Origin of the sequence: Dietzia sp. KRD202 (assembly GCF_017168155.1) — a bacterium.
In the GTDB taxonomy this organism is placed as follows: domain Bacteria; phylum Actinomycetota; class Actinomycetes; order Mycobacteriales; family Mycobacteriaceae; genus Dietzia; species Dietzia kunjamensis.
Map to the genome: position 1 here is coordinate 1 of NZ_JABFAN010000012.1, position 20,511 is coordinate 20,511.

The following is a 20,511-nucleotide window of genomic DNA, read 5'->3' on the forward strand; positions in this document are numbered from 1 at the left end:
GGGCGGGCCGGGGTCAGCGATCGAAGGCGCTCAGGACCTGCTTGTCGGTCAACCCGTAGTCGGCAAGTGTGTAGCTGTGCCGGGGTGCGGCGGCGCCGTGCTTGGCCTCGCGGTCGGCCTCGGCGACCGCCTGCTCGACCTCGGGGGTCCAGTCCATACCGAACGCCTCATAGACCTTCCGCACGGTGCCGACTTGGTCGCGGACCAGATCCCCGAAGGCTACGTCGACGAACTGCGCCTGGTCGTACCTGCCCCGTGCTTCGTGGAACGCCTGGTAGGAGGTCGCCCAGAGGTCGAGCTGAGTGCGACCGATGGTCTCACCCACGAAGGTCTCGGAGTGCCCGTCCGATGCGGCGGCCGCCAGGGAGCACGCGGAGGCGATACAGGTGACCGGGTCGCGGTGGGTGTAGACGATGAGCGCGTCGGGGTACGCCGTCATTAGGGCGTCGAGCGCGGTCATGTGGGACGGATTCTTGAGCACCCAGCGCTTATCGCGATCGTTGAGCCCGACCAACTGGAGGACGCGACGGTGACGGGCGTAGGCATCGGTCCAGTCCCGGCCCGCGAGCCACTCGGTGTAACGCGGGAGGTTCGCCGTGGACTGGTAAGAGTTCGACTTGCCGGTCTGACGCAGGAGTCGCCAGCACTCCTCGACCACCGTGGCGTCCATGTAGTGGATGCCCTTGAAGTCGGGGGAGGCGGCATGGTGGGCAGCGAAGCCCCGCTGCATCGCGGCGAAACGGGGATCGGACTCCCACGTCTCCCGCGGAGGGCGTGGCTGGGGGAACTGGGTCAGCCACATCTCGAGCCCCTGCGCACCCGGATCGGCGTGGAGCAGGCGGTGCAGGATCGTGGTCCCCGTACGTGGGAGGCCCATGAGAAAGATCGGGCGTTCGATCCGGACCCCGTCGTGTTCGGGGTGGGCCGCGAACGCCGCCTCGGTGAGCAGGACACCGGTCAGCGCGCTCTTGACCTCGGAGCGCTGGAAGGCGCGGCCCCGGGGCGTCAGCCCCGCCTCGGGCGAGTTGAGATCGTCGACGATCACCCGCAGCCCCTCCTCGTGCGCGCCGGATCCGAAGTCCGAGAGCCCCGTGGAGCGCACGGCTGCGGCGACGATGTCCTCGTACGACCCGACCTCGGCCCGCTCGCGCGCCATGATGTTGTCACTCGTCCCGGTGGATGTCATTGCAGTGATCCTTTCTGGTGTCACGAGATCATCCGCTGCGCGATGCCCACCTGTCGGTCGGCGATGCGCGCTGCGTACTGCTCGGGCGTGACGCGGTTGTGGTCGTAGTGCGGCAGGTGCCGGGGCAGGTCGGCGCAGGACACGAGCTCCACCGACGGGCCGTCGCTGGCGCTGAGCTCGCGGCTGATGTGCTGCCAGCGCATCATCATCACGCCTGTGCGGTGGCCGGTGGTGTCGAGCCAGTTCGCGATGCCCGGGTCGCGGGTGGAGATGACGTAGCGGAACTTCCCGTCCGGATCGGCCTGGGACTGCGCTGCGGTCAGAGACGACTGCCGGTGCTCGTAGTCGGTGGATACGTACCACTTCGAGCCGAGCTGGATGGCCTGGTACGCAGCCTCGTCACATACGGGCACGGTGACGACCATCGCCTGGTCGTCGTCCAGCTGGTAGTGCCCGAGCGAGGAGTACTGGCTCGCCAATCCGCCGGGGGTCTGCGCGGGTGCGGTGAGGGTGTTGACCGGCTGGGTGTAGGTGTACCACTTGGGGAACTCGAACCACGTACGGACCCGGCTGGTCAAGGCCTTGGCAGCTACATCGAAACGTTTCTGGACACCCTCGCTTGTCAGTGGGACGCGGGGGGTCCCGGCGGTGTCAAGGCGCTGGATGCGGATGGTGCCACGGCGCTCGTCCACCCAGTCGCTGTACACCTCACGGATGATGAGGGTGGATCCCTTGGTCAGGCCGAGTTCGGGCCCGAACGTCCACGAGAAGCTGCCGTCGGCGGCGATGTCCAGCTCGCGGTCGTCGAATGCCGCCAACGTGGTCGGGGCGCCGGCGGCGCTGTAACTGCCGTCCATCAGCTGGAACGACAGGTCGGCGGTCGTGCCCCGCACTCCTGAGACTTCGTAGATTCCGCCCTCGTCGAGGTAGGCGTTGAAGTAGATCGCGTCCGGGTTGTCCAGCCCCTGGCGCGAGTACTGATGAGTTCCGTTCATCAACACCGGGTGGACGAGGTCGTAACTGAAGGCCGCCTGGATCGCCGAGCGGATGCTGCCCGCGAGGTAGTCGTACCCTTCGGCGCGCTCCTGCTCGGTGACCTCGAAGGGCGGGTCCGCGATGAGGGCCTCGGCCTCGGCGACCGCCTGACGAAAGTTCTCGGTCCAGTCGTGGGTCATGACACTGTCTCCTTGCGGTCGTGGGGGACGACCGGATTCTCGGTGAGGAAGGCGAGGATCGCCGGGGCGAGTTCAGGCCGGCACACCACCAGGTCAGGCAGCAGCACGTCGGGTTGGTTGTACACCAGCGGGGTCCCGTCGATCCGGCTGGTGAACAGCCCGGCACTGCGGGCCACGGCGACCGGTGCCGCGGAGTCCCATTCGTACTGGCCCCCGGCGTGGACGTAGGCGTCGGTGATCCCACGGACCACCGAGAGGACCTTCACCCCGGCCGAGCCCATGGGAACCAGTTCCGCATCGAGGTGCGCGGCCAGCTCGGTCACGAAGGCCGGGGGTCGGGTGCGGGAGACCGCGATGAGCGGCCGCGACGAGGCGGGGCCCGGTGCCGCGCCGGGGGCGCCGGTGTGGAAGGTACGGCCGAGGGCCGGCTGGGCCACTGCCCCTGCGGCCAGTTCGCCGTCCTGCCACAACGCCACGTGGACGGCCCAGTCGTCGCGCGGAGGCTCCGAGTACTCCCGGGTCCCGTCGACCGGGTCGATGATCCAGACCCGCCGGGACGTGTGGCGGTCGTGACGGCCGACTGTGCCGCGGTGCTCCTCCTCCGAGAGCACCGCGTCCCCGGGCGCATAGGTCGCGAGCAGCTCCATGAGCAGCTCGTGTGAGGCCAAATCACCGGCGTCCTTGAGCTCCTTGCCAGCGAGCCCGGACCCACGCAGCTCGAGCAGCACGGCGCCGGCGGCCTCGGCCGCCCACGCGGCGAACCGGTGGTCGTCGCCTCGTACTCCTGGCGGTAGGGGCGGGACAGGTCGCCGCTTGCCGGGGTCAGCCATGGACGGCCACCGTCGCACCCTCGACGGTGGCCAGCACCCGGCGGGCCATTTCCTCCACTGTGCCGTCCGTGCCTGTCAGGTGCAGCTCGGGATCGAGGGGTTCCTCGTACGGCGAGTCGATCCCGGTGAACCCGGAGATCTCCCCCGCCCGGGCGCGGGCGTAGAGGCCCTTGGGGTCTCGCTGCGCACATACCTCGAGTGGGGTGTCCACGAAGACCTCCACGAACCGGAGTCCGGCTTCCTCGTGCGCACGGCGGACCGCCTCCCGGGCACCGCGTTCGGGCGAGATCTGGGAGACCACCGCCACCTGGCCGGAGTCGGCCAAGATCAGGGCGACCTCACCGGTCCGGCGGACGTTCTCCGCGCGGTCGGCGGCGGAGAACCCGAGGTCGGAGTTGAGTCCGTGCCTCAGGTTGTCGCCGTCGAGGAGGTAGGCCGCCCGTCCATGTTCGACCAGCTGCCGCTCGGTCTCCATCGCGATGGTGGATTTGCCGGACCCGGACAGGCCGGTCAACCAGACCGTGAGCCCGGCCGCCCCCGTGGGCGCGGGGCGCCCGTCCCTGTCGACCGCACTGTCCTGCCACACCACGTTCTCGTGACGCACGGCCGGACCGGTGATCATTCCCGCGGCGACGGTGGCGTTGGTCGCCTCGTCCACGAGGATGAACGATCCCGTCTCCCGGCTTCGCCGGTAGGAGTCGAACATCAATGGCTGCTGGGAGCGGATCGTCACCCGGCCGATCTCGTTGAGTCCGAGTGACGTCACGCCCATGTCGCGGTGAAGGGTGTTGACGTCGAGTCGGTAGTCGATCTTCTCCACCCTGGCCCGGGCGGACCGGGTCGTGTGCTGGATGACGTAATTGCGCTGCGGGTCCAGCTCCGATTCCTCGGTCAGCCAGCACACCATCGCGTCGAGGTCCTGTGTGACGAAGGGGCGGTTCTGTGGGCGGCAGATCATGTCTCCGCGGGAGAGGTCGATGTCGTCGGCGAGCTCAACGGTCACGGCCTGGCCCGCGAAGGCCTCCTCCAGCCGGGCACCGCCCGGCCCCCACACCGCCGACACGGTCGTGGTCTTCCCCGCGGGCAGGACGGTGACCCCGTCGCCGGCCTTGATCACTCCCCCGGCGACGGTCCCGGCATACCCACGGAAGTCGTGGAGCCCAGCGTCGCGGGAGGCGTGCGGCCGGATGACGTACTGCACGGGCAGTCGCACGTCGATGAGGTTGCGGTCGGAGGCGATATGCAGGGTTTCGAGCTTGTCTAGCAGCGCGGACCCCGTGTACCAGCTCATCGCCTCGCTGCGGGTGACAACGTTGGCGCCGGTAAGCGCGCTGATCGGGATGAATGACAGGTCCGAGACCTCGAGTTTCGCGGCGAACTGCTCGAAGTCCTGGCGGATCTGTTCGTAGACCTCCTGCGAGTAGTCGACCAGGTCCATCTTGTTGATGCACACGATGAGGTGCGGAATGGCCAACAGTGAGGCGAGGAAGGCGTGGCGACGGGACTGCTCGAGTACCCCGTGGCGCGCGTCGATGAGGATGATCGCCACGTCGGCCGTGGAGGCGCCGGTGACCATGTTGCGCGTGTACTGCTCATGGCCCGGGGTGTCGGCGATGATGAACTTGCGCTTGGGGGTGGCGAAGTAGCGGTAGGCCACATCGATGGTGATGCCCTGCTCTCGTTCGGCGCGCAGACCGTCGGTGAGCAGTGACAGATCGGGGGCTTCGGACCCGCGGGCCGTGCTCGTGACCTCGAGCGCGTCGAGCTGGTCGGCGAAAATCGCCTTGGAGTCGTAGAGCAACCGCCCGATGAGGGTGGACTTGCCGTCGTCGACGGAGCCTGCGGTGGCGATGCGGAGCATCTCGCTCATCAGAAGTAGCCTTCCTTCTTACGGTCTTCCATGCCGGACTCGGAAATGCGGTCGTCGGCGCGGGTGGCGCCTCGTTCCGTGACCCTGACCGCCGCCACCTCGGCGACGACCTCGGCCGGGGTGGCGGCCTCGGACTCCACGCACCCGGTGCAGGTCGCGTCACCCACGGTCCGGAACCGGGTGGTCGCCATGAACGGTGTCTCGTCCGGAGTCGGCTGGATGAAGCGGTTGACCTCTAGGAGCATCCCGTCGCGCTCGACGACGGTGCGCTCACGGGCGTAATACAGGCTCGGCAACTCGATGCCCTCGCGCTCGATGTAGGACCAGATGTCGAGCTCGGTCCAGTTCGACAGCGGAAAGACACGAATGTTCTCGCCCTTGCGGTGGCGACCGTTGTAGTGGCTCCACAGCTCGGGGCGCTGATTGCGCGGGTCCCACTGGCCGAACTCGTCGCGGAACGAGAAGATCCGCTCCTTGGCGCGGGCCTTCTCCTCGTCACGGCGGGCGCCTCCGAACACAGCGCCGAATTTGTTCTCCGTGATGCCGCGCAGCAGGGCGGTGGTCTGCAGACGGTTACGGGGTGCGCCGGGGAACTCCTCGTGGGCGCGGCCGGCGTCGATGTCGTCCTGCACGCTGGACACGATGAGCCGGAGTCCGTACTTCTCTACCGTGGCATCGCGGTAGGCGATGACCTCGTCGAAGTTCTGGCCGGTATCGACGTGCATCACCGGGAACGGGACCGGAGCTGGCCAGAAGGCCTTTATCGCGAGATGCAGCATCACCACGGAGTCCTTACCGCCCGAAAAGAGCAGCGCCGGCCGCTCCGCCGTGGCGGCCACCTCGCGGAAGATGTGCACTGACTCCGACTCAAGCCGGTCGAGATGCGTCTGCTCGTAGACAGCCGTCATGCTCTTCACTCTCCTCAATCCGATTTCGTGTCAGTACTATGACACGAAATGCGGAAGGCGCACAACCCCCAGCGACGACCCGGCGAGCCAGCCAGCGGCTACTCAAGCACTCCCGATGACGATTAGTGCTGTTCACGCGGCAGCAAGAGGAAAGGCGGTAGCTTCTCGAATCGAGGTTCTGGGCGCCAGCCCGCCCTGGCGACCAGGGGCGGCAGCCCTGACGATTGGCGGGAGGGGTGGTCGGTTCGGGCGTCGCCGCGGCGCGCGAGCGCGGCAAGCGGCCTGCGCGAGTGGCGCGATGTGCTCAGGCCGTGTCGGCCGGCGGGGCGAGGCGATCGATTGCCCAGGTGACGGAGTCGATGGCCTCGTCGGTGGACATCTTCCAGACCGACGACAGCCGTTCGTAGGCCTCGGTGCTCCACAGCACGTCCAGCAGGGCAGCCAGACGACGGTCGCCACCGCTGGCGTCGAGCAGCGCCTGCATCCGCTCGCGGTTCATGGCGATGGCCGCCTCAGAGGGTCTGGGCCGTGTCTCGAGTGCTCGATCGAACGTGCTGAGCGAGGTGAACAAACGGCCGACCACCTGCGCCACATCATCGATGGCCAGGTCCTCGTAGGAAATCTGGGCGTCCTGATTGATCCGGACCATGAGCGCGTCGTGGAGATCTCGCTGGGTCGGAAAGTGGCGGTAGACGGTGCGCTCGCTCACCCCAGCGGAGTCGGCCACCGCCTTGAACGTGATGTCTGCCCAGTTCCACCCACTGCTGACCCGCGCCAGGTTGAGAGCAGCGTTCAGGACGCGCTCCCGCCCCTGTTGCTGCCGGCGAGAGCTGTCGTAGTTGCGGGCACCGGCGGTCATGTCACGACATTATCCTTGCCCCGCCGGCGGGGAGCTGCGCCCACATCCGCTCCTGCCATCCAGGCCTGGCCACCATGGCCACTGCCACACCACGCCCCCAGGCTCTGTCACCGCTCGTTCCGGTGGGTGAATTCTTCGATCAATCCGTGTGTCCCGGCCCGCACAAGAGCGCGCGCCTGCGCGGCGGTCAGTGCACCGGGCGCGGTAGTCGTGGTGGTTCCCACGCTCGAGGCGAACGCGAAAATGGACCGCGCCAGGCTCGCGAGCTCGGGCCGCTCGGGCTCACACCCGAGATGCACTGCGAGATGTTCGGTGAGGTTGGACAAGCTGCTCTTCGCGTAGCTGATGAGCACCCCGGACAGTCGCTCGCTGTTGAGACTGGCGGCCTGGAACGCAGTCAGTACGCGCCAGAATCGTTGCGAACCACCGTTGCTGGGAAGTATCGCCACGGCCGAATCGATCCACTCCTGAAGATTCGTCGACCAGCCCTGCTCGGGTGGGGTCAACTCATCGAGAGCCGCGCGCAACGCCGCCTCAAGCAAGTCCTCTTTGTCGAGGTAGTAGTGGGTGACATAACCGGTCGTCACACCGAGCTGACTGGCCACCCGGCGAAGCGAGACATGATCCAGCCCGCCGTCGGCGACCAGATCACACGCCGCTCGAGCGATCACCCGACGCGCGTCCTGCCCCTTCACCCCACCCGGCGTACGAGCCACCATCAACCGCATCCTCATCGTCGAAAGAACTCACCCTATGGCGATCGAGACCCGCAGACACCGAGCATCGAACCACCCTCATCCTCCAGCATGGGCCACCCGCCCGCATGGCGCCCCGACAACCACCTGCACCTCATGGTTGTGACGCAGGACACCCCTGGGCTAGCATCGCGGAGGCGGAACCACATAACAGTTGTTATGGACCGCAAGTCGTCCCCACCCCTTCACTCGCGCAGCGGGGTCGGCGGCGCCCCCTGGTAGCTCGAGGCCCGCACGGGCCTCTACCCCCACTCGAGAGGTCACCGAAGTGAACGCAGGCCCAGCCAGTCCCCAGGCCACCGCCCCCGTAGCCGATCGCCTCGAGCGCATGCTGCCGCAAGAGGTGGCGGAGAAGCGGCTGACCTTCGCTGACGTTCTAGGCCGGCGCCGGGGCGACCAGCATCCGGGATTATTGTTCGAGGACGTCAGTTACACCTGGGCCCAGGTGGTGGCCGAGTGCGAGGCCAGAGCCGCCCTGTTGCACCGCCTCCGGCGGCCCGGCCGCCCGTTTCACGTCGGAGTCCTGCTCGAGAACGTTCCCGACTACGTCTTCCTTCTCGGCGGCGCCTCGCTGTGCGGGGCCACGATCATCGGTATCAACCCGACTCGCCGGGGCGCCGGACTCGCTACCGACATCCGAGGCGTCGACTGCGATCTCATCATCACCGACTCGGCCCAGAGGTCGATGCTGGAGGGACTCGACACCGGCGTTGAGCCGGACAGGATCCTGTCGATCGACGACTCGAGTTGGGGTCACGCGGTCCACGAGGCGGCAGCCGGTACCCTGCCGGAGATCGACGACGCGCACGACCCGTCCACCACGCTGCTGTTGACGTTCACCTCCGGCTCAACCGGCGCCCCGAAGGCAGTCATCTGCAGCACTGGTCGTCTAGCCTCGCTGGCCGCTATCAACCACCTGTCCTTCACCCGAAGCGACGTCACCTACAACTCGATGCCCCTGTTTCACGGCAACGCGATCATGTCGTGCTGGGCGCCCTCGGTCTTCACTGGCGCCACGTTCAGCATGCGGCGGAAGTTCTCCGCCTCCGGCTTCCTTCCCGACGTGCTTGAATTCGGGGCCACCTTCTTCAACTACGTCGGACGCTCGCTGGCGTACATCCTGGCAACGCCCGAGTCACCGCGGGAGCAGCAGACCCGTCTGCGCCTGGTGTTCGGCACCGAAGCCTCCCCACACGATCGGGATGAGTTCGCCCGCCGGTACGGGACCAGGCCTGTCGAGAGCTACGGCTCCTCCGAAGGCGCCGTCGTCATCAGTCTCACCCCGGACTCCCCACGTAATTCCCTGGGACTGCCGCCGGAGTTCATGGACGTGTGCATCCTCGACGGCGAGGGCAACGAGTGTCCGCGCGCCGAGTTCGACACCCACGGACGGCTCCTCAACCCGGAATCGGCGATCGGCGAAATCGCAAACCGCGCCGGCGCCGCAATGTTCGAGGGCTACTACCGCAACCCGGATGCGACCGCCGAACGCATCGAAGGTGCCACCTACCGCTCCGGCGATTTGGGCTACCGCGATCACGACGGCTACTTCTACTTCGCCGGGCGAGGCGGAGACTGGCTCCGCGTGGACAGCGAGAACTTCGCCGCCGCCCCGGTCGAACGCATCCTGGCCCGCTTTCCCGGCGTCGCCCTCGTCGCCGTCTACCCGGTCCCCGACCCACGCACGGGCGACCAAGTCATGGCCTCTATCCAAATGGTGACCGGAACAGAGTTCGACCCCGAGGCGTTCGGACAGTTCCTCTCCGGACAAGCAGACCTGGGAACCAAGTGGGCCCCGAGATTCGTACGCATCGTCAGCACCATCCCCGTCACCGCCACACGGAAGATCGACAAGAAGGTCCTGCGGCGCGAGTCGTGGCCCGTCGAGGACACGGTCTACCTGGGCGACACCAAGACCCACCAATACCACCGTCTCGACGACACCCAGCGCGCGCAACTGATGAACGAATACGAGCTCTACGATCGCTCACCCGCCTGAACTTCACCGACACCCACTCCCTCTCGGTACCCCATCCCCCACCGGGGTGACGATGTCGCCTCTGTCGTCTCGCACAGGCGGCATTGTCACCACCGGGCCACCACCTCATCCACGGTCAGAGATATGCAACTTATCTGCGCCACCGGCCGGCCGCGCGCGCGATCCGATTGTGGTTCCCCCCGAATCGTGGAGGGTTTCCTAGGCGGCTTCCGGTTCGGTCGCCGCGGCGGTCTCGTAGCTGATCGGGCTCACCATTCCGATCGTGCTGTGTCGTCGGTCGTGGTTGTAGAACCCGTGCGGCGGTGGCGGGTGCGGCGGTGGCCGGCGGTGGGGTCGCACGGCGCGAGCGCCACCAGCCGCGCAGGCCGAGTACGCCGAGGGTCGCCAACAGGAGTCCGCCGGCGACCTGGAGACCGGTCATGACCTGCGGGTACACGCGCACGAGGGTGGCGACTCCGGCGAACGCGGCCGCGAGCCACACCGTCAGGCCGGTGACGATCCCCAGCGCGGTGGCGAGACCCTGACGCCGTCCGGCGAGGGCACGTTGGAGGACGACGACGACGTCGGGCCCCGGCGAGACCACCGCGATCGCCCAGACGCCGAACAGACCGAGGAGCTGCGCCGCGGTCACGCCGCCGATTCCATCTCGAGGAGCCGCTGCTTGGCCGCGAGCCCGCCCCGGTAGCCGCCCAGTCCGCCGTCCGAGCGCAGGATCCGGTGACACGGCCACACCAGCGGCAGCGGATTGGTCGCGCAGGCCGACCCCACCGCGCGGACGGCGCCGGGCCGGTCGAGTTCGACGGCGATCTCGCGGTAGGTCGCGGTCCGCCCGTACCCGACCCGGGCCAGATGCTGTTGGACCTCACCACGGAACCCGCGGGCGAGGCGGGTGTCGAGGGGCAGGTCGAACTCGCGGCGGCGGCCGTCGAGGTACTGGTCGATCTGGGCCGCGGCCGCGTCGAGCACCGGCGACCCCGCAGGCGCGCCGAGGATCCGAGGTCCGACCCGGTCGGCCAACATCTCGAGGACCACCCCGGAATCCTCCACCTCGAACGCCACGTACACCAACCCGGCCGGGGACGCGGCCAACAGCAGCCCACCGATCGGGGTGTCGACGCTGCGGTAGGCCACGTCGACCAGGCCCTCGCGCTCGGCGGCACGGGCCAGCCGTTCCCGCAGTCGGGTCGTGTCGGCGGGGGCGGACCGCAGGATCGACGCCGCGCCGGCCTCCGTGATCTCCGGGTCGTTCACTGTCGGGTCGAGAGCTGTGGGATCGAGAGCTGTCGGGTCGAGAGCCGTCGGATCGTGGATCGGGTCGGTCATGACATCTCCTCCGTGGGACGGTGCGGTTCGAGAGCACGGCGCGGTTCGAGGGGACGGCGCGGTTCGAGGGGACTGTGCGGTCCGTGGTCACGGTGCGGTCCGAGCGTCGTGCGCAGGCGGGCGATCCCGTCCGCGGCCGCGCGGCGGGCCGCCGCCTCCGTGCCGCCGGCGAGTTCGGCGATCTCGGCATAGCGGAGCCCGCCCAGATATCGGTAGGCCACACAGATGCGCTGCCGGGTGGGCAGGGCGGCGACGGCATCCCAGATCCGCGGATCGCCGACCTCGTCGTCGTCGACCCCCGTCGTTCCCCGCGCGCCCCCGGGACGTGGTGTGCGGGCGTCGAGAACGGCGACGTCGTCGGCGGCCCCGCTCGGTGCGGCCTCCCGGACCGAACGCCGCACCACGTCCACCGCCCGGCGGTGCGCGACCCGGACGAGCCAGGCCTCGACGTCGGTGTCCTCGGGCAGCCCGGGCCACGCCCTCAGTGCCGAGAGGAACGTCTCGGACCAGGCGTCGTCGGCGTCAGGGCCCGGGCCGAGCACCGCGCGGCACACCCGCAGCACGGTGGGACCGTGGCGGTCCACCGCGGCGTCGAACGCTGCCCTCATGTGTATCGATCCTGCCCTCGTGGTCGCTGCCGGGTGCGGGCGCCCCGCAGACGGGGCGTGCGATGGTCACCGGGTAGTCGCGCGGCGCGCCGGTTTCGTGAGGCGCAGCGGTTCCCCCTTCCCCTTCCGGGACGCATACTGGTCTGACCGTCACGCCCCGGGGGGTCTGAAATGCTCGGTTCCCGCACACCCTCACGCCCGGCCGGCCGTCGCCCGGCGCACCGCACGAGCCGCAGAAGCCGAGCGCGCCGCACCGGACTGGCCGGCGCGCTCGCCGCGCTCGTGCTGGCGATCCCCGTCGCCACCGGGGCGGGCCCGGTGCCGGACCGGGTCGCGGACCGGGTCACGCCGGCGGCCCGGGCGCAGGTCCAGCTCGGCCCGCTCGGCGACTACCTGCGCGACCTCGACCCCACCGGCGAGCTGGGGCCGTACGTCACCGAGGCCTTGAACGGGATCAACGGGCCGATCGGCGATCCCGGACCGCCCGCCGCCGCGGCCGCACCCGTGACCTGCCGGCCCACCGCGACGCATCCGCGGCCGGTGATCCTCGTCCACGGCACGTTCGACAACGGGGCCGACACGATGCCGCGCCTCGGCGACCCGCTACGCCGGCAGGGCTTCTGCGTGATCGCCCCGACCCTCGGCGCCTACGCGGGCAACCCGGCGCGCGGCGGGCTCGACTCGATCGTCGCCGCATCGGGACCGCAACTGGCCGGGGTGATCGACCACGTGCGCGCGGTGACCGGGGCCGAGCAGGTGGACCTGGTGGGGTACTCACAGGGCGCCGCGATCGCCGGGTACACCACCAAGGTGCTGCGGCCCGGCGCGGTGAACCGCGTGGTCTCCGTGGGCGGGTACTGGGGCGCCGACAACAGCGGCCTCATCCCGCACCAGCTGCCGCGCGAGGTCGCGGCTCTGGGCCTGTGGGCCGCGAACCTGAGGGGACTGGCCGAACTGTCCCCGGGCAGCCCGATGATCGCCGCCTGGTACGGGCTCGACCGCACCCCGTTCCTGCCCGGCGTCGGCTACACGCTCATCGCCACGCGCGGCGACCACCTGCTCCCGCCCGAGCGCAGCTTCGTCCCCGGTCCGGGCGTGCGGTGGGTCGTGCCCGAGGACGCGTGCGGGGGCCGACCGAACTCGCACGGGGGGATGGCCGTCGACGCGCGCACGCACGCGATCGTCGCCGGGGCCCTCGGCGGCGCCGGGGGGTGCTGAGCGGCCGGACGCCGCAGCTGGGCCCTCCGTTCGGGCCCAGCGGCGTCAGCGCAGCTCGCGGGAGTGGTGCTGGTAGAGCTCGTAGGCGTCACGCAGCCCGAGGCCGGGGTGGGCGACCCGCAGGCGGCGCACCGCGTCGATCTCCCCGGAGGAACCGCGCATCGCCGCGGCGATCTGCTCGGGGCGGATCGACGCCGCGATCCGGCGGGAGCGTTCCTCGTTGCGCCCGCCGAGCCACCAGCGGTGCGCCGCGGCGCCGAACAGCATGACCGCCAGCGCGAGCCACAACAGCACGTCCAACATCGCGGCCCGGCCGGAGAGCACCTGCACAACCACCACCACGAGCGCACCGAGCCCGCCGAGCACGGTGGCCGCGACGTACGCCACCGCGGTCCGGCTGCGTGACCGCGCCACGTGGTCGATGGCCGACTCCGCCCGGTCCGCGATCCAGTTCGACGGGTGGGGAGAGGTCACGCGCGGCCCCCCTCGTCGTCGGACTCCCGGCCGCCGGCGAGGTGGCGCTCCACCCGCTCCACCTTGCCCCGCAGCTCCCCCGACCGGCCGGGCCGCAGGTCCGCCTTGAGCACCAGGCTCACGCGCGGCGCCACGGCCAGCACGGCGTCCGTGGCGGCGCGGATGACGGGCATGACCTCGTCCCACTCGCCCTCGATGGTGGTGAACATCGAGGTGGTCTCGTACGGCAGGCCGGAGTCGCGGACCACGCGGACCGCTTCCGCGACCGCGCGACTCATGGATGCCGAGTCGTCCGCGGTGGACGTGGGGGCGACGGAGAACGCGAACAGCATGGCATCACCGTAATCCCGCCGGGCCCCGTCGTGCAGATCGGCGGGCCCCGGCGATACCTGGGTCACAGACCCACGTCACACGCCACCGTCACACCCTCGAGACCGTCTGCGGCACACCCGCGGTGTACCCGGCCTCGGCGAGCAACTCCCGCACGCGCGGGATGACCTTGCGGCCGTAGAGGTCGATGGAGGTCATGAGGTCGTCGTGCGGGGTCGGGCCGCTGGCGTACTTGAGGTCGAACCGGTCCAGGCCCAGCGTGCGGACGGTGGTGGCGATCTTCTGCGCGACCGTCTCGGGGGACCCGACGTACATGGCGCCCGATCGGACCTCGCGGTGGAAGTCGGCCTCGGTCGCGTCGCCCCAGCCGCGCTCGCGGCCGATCTGGTTGCGGTTGACCAGCCAGTGGCGCGCGGACAGCTCGGCGGCCCGGGCGTCGGTCTCGGCGACGAACCCGGGCGAGTGGACGGCGATGGGCAGACGCGGCGCGGCCGTTCCCCCACCGGCCGTCCCAGCGCCTGCGAGCTGGGCATTGGCCTCGCGGTAGAGGTCGGCGAAGGGCGCGAACCGGCCGGCGGGGCCGCCGATGATCGCGAGCATGAGCGGCATCCGGTAGCGGGCCGCGCGCACCACGGACTCCGGGCTGCCACCGACGGCGATCCACGCGCTGAGCCCCTGCTCGGTCTTGGGGTAGACGTGCTGGTCGACCAGCGGCGGCCGCAACTCACCGGACCACGTCACCGGCCCCTCGGGCAGCAGCGCGGCGAACAGGTCGAGCTTCTCGCTGAACAGCTGCTCGTACCGGGCGAGATCGAGGCCGAACAGCGGGAACGACTCGGTGAACGACCCACGGCCCAGCACGACCTCGGCCCGCCCGTTCGACAGGGCGTCGATGGTGGCGAAGCGCTGGAAGACGCGGATGGGGTCATCGCTCGAGAGGACCGTGACCGCCGAGCCCAGCGTGATGCGCTCGGTGCGGGTGGCGATGCCGGCCAGCAGGACGTCCGGAGCGGAGACGGCGAAGTCGGGGCGGTGGTGTTCGCCGATGCCGAACGCGTCGACGCCCACCTGGTCGGCCAGGACGGCCTGCTCCACGACATCACGCAGGACCTGCGCGTGGTGGACGGGCCGACCGCCGCGGTCGACGGTGACGTCGCCGAAGGTGTCGAGGCCGAAGGCGACATCCTGGGTGGAGGGGTCACCGTGGGTGGAGGGCGACGACGACGAGGTGGGCGTCGCGGGGTCGTGTGCGGAGGCTGACGAGTTCATGCGATCAGCATAGTTGATCCGTCACCTACATGGCGGGGTGTGCCGCCCGGGCGCGGGAGGCGCGGACGTACCGGGCGATCATCCGGTCCATCACCCCGGGCGCGAGTCGCTGCAGTCGCCACGTGGCCCGGGCGCGGGCGGGCTCGATCACGAGTGCGCGGTTGCGAGCGACGCCGTCGAGCACGCTCGCCGCCAGCCGGTCGGGGTCCAGCGGCCGGCGCACCCCCTGGCCGTCGAGGTAGAAATGCCGACCGTCGAAGCCGTCGAGTTCACCCTTGTCGAGGATCGCGGTGTCGACCGCCGCCGGGCACACCACGGTCACGCCGACCCCGTGACCGGCGGCCTCGGCGCGCAGGGACAGCCCGAGCCCGACGACCGCGTGCTTGGTCATCGCGTAGCTGGTGATGAGCCCCGCCGGGCACAACCCGCCCATCGACGCGGTGAGCACGATCGCCCCGGCCCCGCGGTCGATCATGTGCGGGTACGCGGCGTGCACGCAGTGGACCACCCCACGGACGTTGACGTCGATGATCGCGTTCCACTGCTTCAGGGTGAGCTTGTCGGTGTCGCCACCCCAGGTGATGCCGGCGTTGGCGAACATCAGGTCCAGCCCGCCCCGGGTGGAGACCACCTCCTCGACGAGGGCGGCCACCGCGGCGGCATCGGTGACGTCGAGGTGCGCCGGTTCGGCACTCCCGGCCCCTGCCGACCCGGCGCCGGGGCCGGACCTCGTCGTCGTCACCTCCTCGGCGACCCGACGCGCGGCGGCGAGGTCGATGTCCGCCACCACCACGTGCGCACCGGCCGCCACGAGGGCGCGGCAGAGGGCCGCGCCGATCCCGGACCCGCCGCCGGTGACGACGGCCGACGCCCCGGCCAGCCGCGGGCCGCGGAGGGCGGTCACCGACCTGGGCGCGGTCACGAGAAAGCCCTGGTCGCCAGCCCGAGCACGTCCGGGTAGCGGCGCAGCTGGGCTCCACCGTCGATCGCCAGGTCCTCCCCCGTCATCCAGTCCGCTGCGGCGAGGTGGAGCACGGCGCGGGCGACGTCCTCGGCGGTCCCCCGGTGGGCGATCGCGGAGTTCTCGGCGTACTCCTCGGCCAGGCCGGGGATCTGCAGGACGGGCTCGGTGAGCGGGGTGACGAGGAAGCCCGGCGAGACGGTGTTGACCCGCACCCCGCGCTCGCCCAGCTCGAGGGCCGCGACCTGGGCGAGCATCACCAGGCCCGCCTTGGCGGCACAGTAGGCCGCCATCCCCCGGCCCGGTTGCCGCGCGTTGAGGGAGGCGATCGCGACCATGGAACCGCCGTCGCGGACCGCCCGGCCGCCGTGCTTGAACACCAGGAACGCGCCGGTCAGACACACATCGACGACCCGGCGGAACTCCGCGGCGTCGTGGTCCGTCACCAGGCCCAGCGTGCTGACGCCGGCGGTCGTGACCACCAGATCCGGGGCGGTCCCGGCGAACAGCGCCTCGACCGCCGCCTCGTCGGTCACGTCGACGGCGCACGCCCGGTGCGCCGGGCCGAGTTCGGCGGCGCGGGCGGCGGCCGCCTCGGCGTCGAGGTCCCCGATCGTGACCTGCCACCCCCCGGCCGCGAGAGCGCGGGCGGTGGCCCACCCGATCCCCGACGCCCCGCCCACCACGACGGCGGACCGGCCGCGCGCGGCCACATCGGAACCGTCCGAGGAACTGTCGCGGTCAGGGGTGGGGACGTGTGTGCGATCCGGGTCCACGGGGCCTCCAGTAGGGTTGACGGCCGGCCTCGACGGGGTGATCCGCCGGGCCGGAGGAAGCTGTTGACGACCGTCAACACGGGCCATAGTGTGATCCGCGCCATAGCTTTCTTGTCGGCGAGTCTGCCTCGCCGAGGGATCCGCCGAAGGGGTTCGCATGACATCGACCTGCACAATCGCCGTGATCGGCGCGGGCATCAGCGGCCTGACGACGCTGAAGATGCTCCGCGACTACGGGATTGACGCGGTGTGCTTCGAGGCGTCGGACCGGATCGGCGGGAACTGGGCGTTCGACAACCCCAACGGCAGCTCGAGTGCCTACCGCTCGCTGCACATCGACACGTCCAAGCACCAGCTGAGCTTCCGGGACTTCCCGATGCCGGAGGAGTTCCCGGACTTCCCCCACCACAGCCAGATCAAGCAGTACCTGGACGACTACGCCGAGGCGTTCGGCCTGCTGCCGGCGATCGAGTTCGAGACGCGGGTCGAGCATGCCGAGCGCCTGCCGGACGGCGGGTGGGAACTGACCACGTCGCGCACCGGGTCGGCCGCACAGGCCGGGGCCGGCGGCACGGGCGGGGCCGGCGAGACCGAGACGCTCCGCTTCGACGGGCTCGTCGTGGGCAACGGACACCACTGGGACCCGCGCTTCGCCGATTTCCCCGGCGAGTTCACCGGGGAGATGATCCACTCGCACGCCTACGTCGACCCGTGGGATCCGCTGCACCTCATGGACAAGAAGATCCTCGTGGTGGGCCTCGGCAACAGCGCCGCGGACATCGTGGTGGAACTGTCGTCCAAGGTCATGCGCAACGAGGTGACGCTGTCCACCCGGTCGGGTGCGTGGATCGTGCCCAAGTACATCGCCGGCAAGCCGGCCGACAAGTACTTCGCGACCTTCCCGTACATCCCGTACTCCTGGCAGCGCAAGGCCATCCAGGCGATGCAGCCGATGTCGGCCGGCCGGCCGGAGGAGTACGGGCTGCCGACCCCCAACCACAAGTTCTTCGAGGCCCACCCCACGCAGTCCGTCGAGCTGCCGCTGCGGCTGGGGTCCGGGGACGTCGTCGCCAAGGGGGACATCGCCCGACTGGACGGCCGGACCGTGCACTTCACCGACGGGACCAGCGGCGAGTTCGACGTGATCATCCAGGCCACCGGGTACAACACCACGTTCCCGTTCTTCGACCGGGAGTTCCTCAGCGCCGACGCCCACAACCACGTCCCGCTCTACAAGCGGATGTTCACCCCGGGCATCGAGGACCTCGCCTTTGTCGGCTTCGCCCAGTCCACCCCGACCCTGTTCCCGTTCGTCGAGGCGCAGGCCCGCCTGGTGGCGGCGTGGGCGGCCGGGCTGTACCGCACCCCGCCGGTGGCGGAGATGGAGCGGGTGATCGTGGAGGACGAGAAGAAGTACATCGGCCACATGCTCGACACCCCCCGCCACCAGCAGCAGGTCGACTACTTCCTCTACGAACGCGACCTGCGCACCCGGGAGATCCCCCGCGGTCTCGAGCGCGCCCGCGAGCGCGGGGCCGCCCTCCGTGCCCGGGTGACGGCATGACGCCGGCCGCCCCCTCGGCGACCACCTCCCCGCGCGGCGACCGTCGCCGCGAGGCCCTGCTCGCCGCGCTCGACGACCGGCTGCGCACCACGGCACTGGACGACATCTCGGTGGCCGACCTCACCGTCTCCGCGGGGATCACCAGGTCCGCGTTCTACTTCTACTTCGACTCCAAGGCCGCCGCCGTGGGCGTCCTGCTCGCCGCCGTGCAGGACGAGGCCCTGGCCGCGGTCGAGACGATCATCGGCGGCGAGGGAGACTTCCGCACGCGCGTGGCCGGGGCCCTCGAGAAGCTCACCGACCGCGTGTTGGAGAACGCCCACATCTACCGGGCCCTGCTCACCGCCCGCAGCAAGCACGAACAGACCCGGGCGCTGTGGAACGACGGCCGCCGGACGCTGGCCGCCCCGATCGCCGAGTTTCTGCGCACCGAGCGCACGGCCGGTCGGGCGCCGGACGGCGTGGATCCCGAGGCACTCGCGGTGGGGCTGATCCACATCAACGAGACCGTGCTCGAGCAGCTGGCCTACGACACCGACGGCCCCCGCGAGCCGCTGCTCACCGTCGCCACCGACATGTGGGTCCGCTCGGTGTACGGCCGACCCGACCCCGCGGTGGACGCCGCGGCAGACCCAGGGAGAACCGCATGACCAGCCCCGTCGACATCGCCTTCCGCTCCGGATCGGGGCCGGACGCCGCCGAGTGTCGCGGCTGGTTCCTGCCCGCCGCCGGCGGGGCGGAGAGCGCCGGTGACGCCGCCCGGGCCAGCGAGGCGGGCAGCCCCTGCGTGGTGCTGGCCCACGGGCTGGGCGGTACCGCGGACTCCGGCCTCATGCCGTTCGCGGAGGCGTTCGCGGCCGCCGGGTACGCCGCGCTCGTCTTCGATTACCGAGGCTTCGGGCGCTCCGACGGCCAGCCCCGCCAGGTCGTCTCCCCCGCCCGCCAGCAGGACGACTACCGGGCCGCCATCGCCGCCGCGGCCGCCCAACCCGGCGTCGACCCGACGCGCATCGTGCTGTGGGGCTGCTCCCTCGCGGGCGGTCACGTCCTGGAGGTGGCCCGGGGCCGCGACGACATCGCGGCCGTCATCTCCATGGTCCCCCTGGTCGACGGGCGGGCCGCCGCACTGGCCGCGGCCCGCCAGCACACGCCCGCCTCGCTCCTGCGGGCGACGGGGACCGCGATCGCCGCCAAGGCCGTGGCGGCGACGGGACGCCCCGAACCGCTGCTCCCCCTCGTCGGCCCGCCCGGCTCGAGCGCGCTACTGTCCCTTGACGGGTACGAGGAGGCCTACACCTCCGTCGCCGGGCCGACCTGGCGCAACGAGGTGGGCGCCTCCATCGGCACCGAGCTGGGCTCGTTCCGGCCCGGCCGGCACGCGGAAGACCTCGTCGTCGTCCCCGTGCTGGTCCAGATCGCCGACCTCGACCGCAGTGCCCCACCGCACGCCTCCGCCACGGCCGCCTTCGCCGCGCGCGCCGAGGTCCGGCACTACCCGGGCGACCACTTCGACCTCTTCGCCGGCCGGCCGTGCCACGACCGGGCCGTCGAGCACGCGCTGCACTTCCTCGAGAGGAACGTGGGCTGACCTGCGGAGTCACGTGCGTCGGCGATGTCGGCGCACGGTTCCACGGGCAATTCCCCCATGGTTGTTGACATGTCATAGAGGTCGGCCTATATTGGGTGACACAACAGTTAACTGCTCGGCCCCGCCGGCCGGGCAACCCCACCCGAAGGAGTCACCATGACCGCCAACCTCACCGACCTGACCGGCACCTGGACCCTCGACGACACCCACACCCGCCTGGGCTTCGTCACCCGCCACGCGATGATCACCAAGGTCCGCGGCTCGTTCAACGACTTCACGGGCACCGTCACCGTGCCCGCCGAGGGCATCGAGGGCGCCACCGCCCAGGTCACCATCAACGCCTCCTCGATCGACACCCGCAACGCCGATCGCGACGGCCACCTCAAGTCCAACGACTTCTTCGACATGGAGACGTACCCGGAGATCACGTTCACCTCCACGAAGATCGCCGCCAACGGCTCGGGCGGCGTGGACGTGACCGGCGACCTCACCATCAAGGGCACCACCAAGTCCGTGACCATCCCGTTCGAGTACGAGGGGACCGCCACCGACCCGTTCGGCAACCAGCGCGCCGGCTTCGAGGGCACCACGGTGATCAACCGCAGCGACTTCGACCTCACCTGGAACGCGGCGCTCGAGACCGGCGGCGTGCTGGTCTCCGAGAAGGTCACCCTGGAGATCGAGGTCTCGGCGATCAAGAGCGCCTGACCACTCGCCCGCCACGGCACAAGGGCCCGCCACCGCCCGGCCCCGCCCCACATAGTGCACGCTCGCCCCGGCAATTGCCGGGGCGAGCGTTCCGTTTCTGGGGCGGGGCC

Annotated in this window: 21 protein-coding genes; 6 read left to right on the plus strand and 15 right to left on the minus strand. The window is 70.4% G+C overall.

The features are described from left to right. Window positions 1–13 precede the first annotated feature (13 nt). The 7 genes from J1M64_RS08300 to J1M64_RS08330 form a co-directional block, all read right to left on the minus strand. A complete protein-coding gene (locus J1M64_RS08300; protein ID WP_269529177.1) occupies window positions 14–1,186 on the minus strand; it encodes a sulfotransferase in 1,173 nt (390 codons plus the stop codon). A gap of 20 nt (window positions 1,187–1,206) precedes the next feature. Continuing rightward, window positions 1,207–2,361, minus strand: a complete 1,155-nt coding sequence (locus J1M64_RS08305; protein WP_206473858.1) for a hypothetical protein — start codon at window positions 2,359–2,361, stop codon at window positions 1,207–1,209. Further along, window positions 2,358–3,191 (minus strand): 3'(2'),5'-bisphosphate nucleotidase CysQ, encoded by an 834-nt coding sequence (locus J1M64_RS08310; RefSeq protein WP_206473859.1) that lies wholly within the window; start codon window positions 3,189–3,191, stop codon window positions 2,358–2,360. The genes J1M64_RS08305 and J1M64_RS08310 overlap by 4 nt, the downstream gene beginning before the upstream one ends. Then, window positions 3,184–5,061: an adenylyl-sulfate kinase gene (gene cysC, locus J1M64_RS08315; RefSeq protein ID WP_206473860.1), complete on the minus strand. Its 1,878-nt coding sequence runs from the start codon at window positions 5,059–5,061 to the stop codon at window positions 3,184–3,186. The genes J1M64_RS08310 and cysC overlap by 8 nt, the downstream gene beginning before the upstream one ends. Continuing rightward, a complete protein-coding gene (gene cysD / locus J1M64_RS08320) occupies window positions 5,061–5,969 on the minus strand; it encodes a sulfate adenylyltransferase subunit CysD (RefSeq protein WP_154829630.1) in 909 nt (302 codons plus the stop codon). Before cysD ends, cysC begins: the two co-directional genes overlap by 1 nt. A gap of 304 nt (window positions 5,970–6,273) precedes the next feature. Further along, window positions 6,274–6,828, minus strand: a complete 555-nt coding sequence (locus J1M64_RS08325) for a TetR/AcrR family transcriptional regulator (RefSeq protein ID WP_206473861.1) — start codon at window positions 6,826–6,828, stop codon at window positions 6,274–6,276. A 107-nt stretch (window positions 6,829–6,935) separates the two neighbouring features. After that, window positions 6,936–7,523: a TetR/AcrR family transcriptional regulator gene (locus J1M64_RS08330; protein WP_206473862.1), complete on the minus strand. Its 588-nt coding sequence runs from the start codon at window positions 7,521–7,523 to the stop codon at window positions 6,936–6,938. 388 nt (window positions 7,524–7,911) lie between these two features. Here J1M64_RS08330 and J1M64_RS08335 point away from each other — a divergent pair, with 388 nt between their 5' ends. Then, window positions 7,912–9,582 (plus strand): AMP-binding protein, encoded by a 1,671-nt coding sequence (locus tag J1M64_RS08335; protein WP_206473863.1) that lies wholly within the window; start codon window positions 7,912–7,914, stop codon window positions 9,580–9,582. 130 nt (window positions 9,583–9,712) lie between these two features. Here J1M64_RS08335 and J1M64_RS19815 read toward each other — a convergent pair whose 3' ends face one another. The 3 genes from J1M64_RS19815 to J1M64_RS08350 are packed head-to-tail and all read right to left on the minus strand — an operon-like array spanning window position 9,713 to window position 11,513. Further along, a complete protein-coding gene (locus J1M64_RS19815; RefSeq protein WP_307872398.1) occupies window positions 9,713–10,213 on the minus strand; it encodes a LysE family translocator in 501 nt (166 codons plus the stop codon). Further along, on the minus strand, window positions 10,210–10,905 hold the full coding sequence (locus J1M64_RS08345) for a methylated-DNA--[protein]-cysteine S-methyltransferase (RefSeq protein ID WP_206473864.1): 696 nt from the start codon (window positions 10,903–10,905) through the stop codon (window positions 10,210–10,212). Before J1M64_RS08345 ends, J1M64_RS19815 begins: the two co-directional genes overlap by 4 nt. Then, window positions 10,902–11,513, minus strand: coding sequence for an RNA polymerase sigma factor (locus J1M64_RS08350; protein ID WP_206473865.1), 612 nt, complete (start codon window positions 11,511–11,513; stop codon window positions 10,902–10,904). Before J1M64_RS08350 ends, J1M64_RS08345 begins: the two co-directional genes overlap by 4 nt. Before the next feature lie 171 nt (window positions 11,514–11,684). Between J1M64_RS08350 and J1M64_RS08355 the strand changes: the two genes are divergently transcribed. Next, window positions 11,685–12,731, plus strand: a complete 1,047-nt coding sequence (locus J1M64_RS08355) for a triacylglycerol lipase (protein ID WP_206473866.1) — start codon at window positions 11,685–11,687, stop codon at window positions 12,729–12,731. 45 nt (window positions 12,732–12,776) lie between these two features. On the opposite strand, the gene J1M64_RS08360 is transcribed toward J1M64_RS08355, so the two are convergent. The 5 genes from J1M64_RS08360 to J1M64_RS08380 all read right to left on the minus strand — a co-directional run bounded on the left by J1M64_RS08360 (window position 12,777) and on the right by J1M64_RS08380 (window position 16,478). Next, window positions 12,777–13,205 carry a hypothetical protein gene (locus J1M64_RS08360; protein WP_067715451.1) on the minus strand — a complete coding sequence of 143 codons (429 nt, stop codon included), beginning with the start codon at window positions 13,203–13,205 and terminating at the stop codon, window positions 12,777–12,779. Beyond that, window positions 13,202–13,537, minus strand: a complete 336-nt coding sequence (locus J1M64_RS08365; protein WP_067715531.1) for an MTH1187 family thiamine-binding protein — start codon at window positions 13,535–13,537, stop codon at window positions 13,202–13,204. The genes J1M64_RS08360 and J1M64_RS08365 overlap by 4 nt, the downstream gene beginning before the upstream one ends. An 88-nt stretch (window positions 13,538–13,625) precedes the next feature. After that, on the minus strand, window positions 13,626–14,804 hold the full coding sequence (locus J1M64_RS08370; protein ID WP_206473867.1) for an LLM class flavin-dependent oxidoreductase: 1,179 nt from the start codon (window positions 14,802–14,804) through the stop codon (window positions 13,626–13,628). Between the two features lie 25 nt (window positions 14,805–14,829). Then, on the minus strand, window positions 14,830–15,726 hold the full coding sequence (locus J1M64_RS08375) for an SDR family oxidoreductase (protein WP_268092948.1): 897 nt from the start codon (window positions 15,724–15,726) through the stop codon (window positions 14,830–14,832). Further along, window positions 15,723–16,478, minus strand: coding sequence for an SDR family oxidoreductase (locus tag J1M64_RS08380; protein WP_307872409.1), 756 nt, complete (start codon window positions 16,476–16,478; stop codon window positions 15,723–15,725). Before J1M64_RS08380 ends, J1M64_RS08375 begins: the two co-directional genes overlap by 4 nt. A 220-nt stretch (window positions 16,479–16,698) precedes the next feature. On the opposite strand from J1M64_RS08380, the gene J1M64_RS08385 reads away from it, so the two are divergent. The 4 genes from J1M64_RS08385 to J1M64_RS08400 all read left to right on the plus strand — a co-directional run bounded on the left by J1M64_RS08385 (window position 16,699) and on the right by J1M64_RS08400 (window position 20,401). After that, window positions 16,699–18,105, plus strand: a complete 1,407-nt coding sequence (locus tag J1M64_RS08385) for an NAD(P)/FAD-dependent oxidoreductase (RefSeq protein WP_206473869.1) — start codon at window positions 16,699–16,701, stop codon at window positions 18,103–18,105. After that, the gene (locus tag J1M64_RS08390) at window positions 18,102–18,755 is read left to right on the plus strand and encodes a TetR/AcrR family transcriptional regulator (RefSeq protein ID WP_206473870.1); all 654 of its coding nucleotides are present in this window, start codon (window positions 18,102–18,104) and stop codon (window positions 18,753–18,755) included. The genes J1M64_RS08385 and J1M64_RS08390 overlap by 4 nt, the downstream gene beginning before the upstream one ends. After that, window positions 18,752–19,693 carry an alpha/beta fold hydrolase gene (locus J1M64_RS08395; RefSeq protein WP_206473871.1) on the plus strand — a complete coding sequence of 314 codons (942 nt, stop codon included), beginning with the start codon at window positions 18,752–18,754 and terminating at the stop codon, window positions 19,691–19,693. Before J1M64_RS08390 ends, J1M64_RS08395 begins: the two co-directional genes overlap by 4 nt. 156 nt (window positions 19,694–19,849) lie before the next feature. Beyond that, window positions 19,850–20,401, plus strand: coding sequence for a YceI family protein (locus J1M64_RS08400; RefSeq protein WP_067715464.1), 552 nt, complete (start codon window positions 19,850–19,852; stop codon window positions 20,399–20,401). Window positions 20,402–20,511: the final 110 nt, after the last annotated feature.

Excerpts from the sequence above, each read along its gene's own strand:
- J1M64_RS08350 (WP_206473865.1), bottom strand. The coding sequence starts at position 11,513 with ATGAGGGCAGCGTTCGACGCCGCGGTGGACCGCCACGGTCCCACCGTG.
- J1M64_RS08385 (WP_206473869.1), top strand. The coding sequence starts at position 16,699 with ATGACATCGACCTGCACAATCGCCGTGATCGGCGCGGGCATCAGCGGC.
- J1M64_RS08335 (WP_206473863.1), top strand. The coding sequence starts at position 7,912 with ATGCTGCCGCAAGAGGTGGCGGAGAAGCGGCTGACCTTCGCTGACGTT.
- J1M64_RS08325 (WP_206473861.1), bottom strand. The coding sequence starts at position 6,828 with ATGACCGCCGGTGCCCGCAACTACGACAGCTCTCGCCGGCAGCAACAG.
- J1M64_RS08395 (WP_206473871.1), top strand. The coding sequence starts at position 18,752 with ATGACCAGCCCCGTCGACATCGCCTTCCGCTCCGGATCGGGGCCGGAC.
- J1M64_RS08310 (WP_206473859.1), bottom strand. The coding sequence starts at position 3,191 with ATGGCTGACCCCGGCAAGCGGCGACCTGTCCCGCCCCTACCGCCAGGA.
- cysC (WP_206473860.1), bottom strand. The coding sequence starts at position 5,061 with ATGAGCGAGATGCTCCGCATCGCCACCGCAGGCTCCGTCGACGACGGC.
- J1M64_RS08305 (WP_206473858.1), bottom strand. The coding sequence starts at position 2,361 with ATGACCCACGACTGGACCGAGAACTTTCGTCAGGCGGTCGCCGAGGCC.
- J1M64_RS08345 (WP_206473864.1), bottom strand. The coding sequence starts at position 10,905 with ATGACCGACCCGATCCACGATCCGACGGCTCTCGACCCGACAGCTCTC.
- cysD (WP_154829630.1), bottom strand. The coding sequence starts at position 5,969 with ATGACGGCTGTCTACGAGCAGACGCATCTCGACCGGCTTGAGTCGGAG.
- J1M64_RS08370 (WP_206473867.1), bottom strand. The coding sequence starts at position 14,804 with ATGAACTCGTCAGCCTCCGCACACGACCCCGCGACGCCCACCTCGTCG.
- J1M64_RS08400 (WP_067715464.1), top strand. The coding sequence starts at position 19,850 with ATGACCGCCAACCTCACCGACCTGACCGGCACCTGGACCCTCGACGAC.
- J1M64_RS08390 (WP_206473870.1), top strand. The coding sequence starts at position 18,102 with ATGACGCCGGCCGCCCCCTCGGCGACCACCTCCCCGCGCGGCGACCGT.
- J1M64_RS08300 (WP_269529177.1), bottom strand. The coding sequence starts at position 1,186 with ATGACATCCACCGGGACGAGTGACAACATCATGGCGCGCGAGCGGGCC.
- J1M64_RS08365 (WP_067715531.1), bottom strand. The coding sequence starts at position 13,537 with ATGCTGTTCGCGTTCTCCGTCGCCCCCACGTCCACCGCGGACGACTCG.
- J1M64_RS08355 (WP_206473866.1), top strand. The coding sequence starts at position 11,685 with ATGCTCGGTTCCCGCACACCCTCACGCCCGGCCGGCCGTCGCCCGGCG.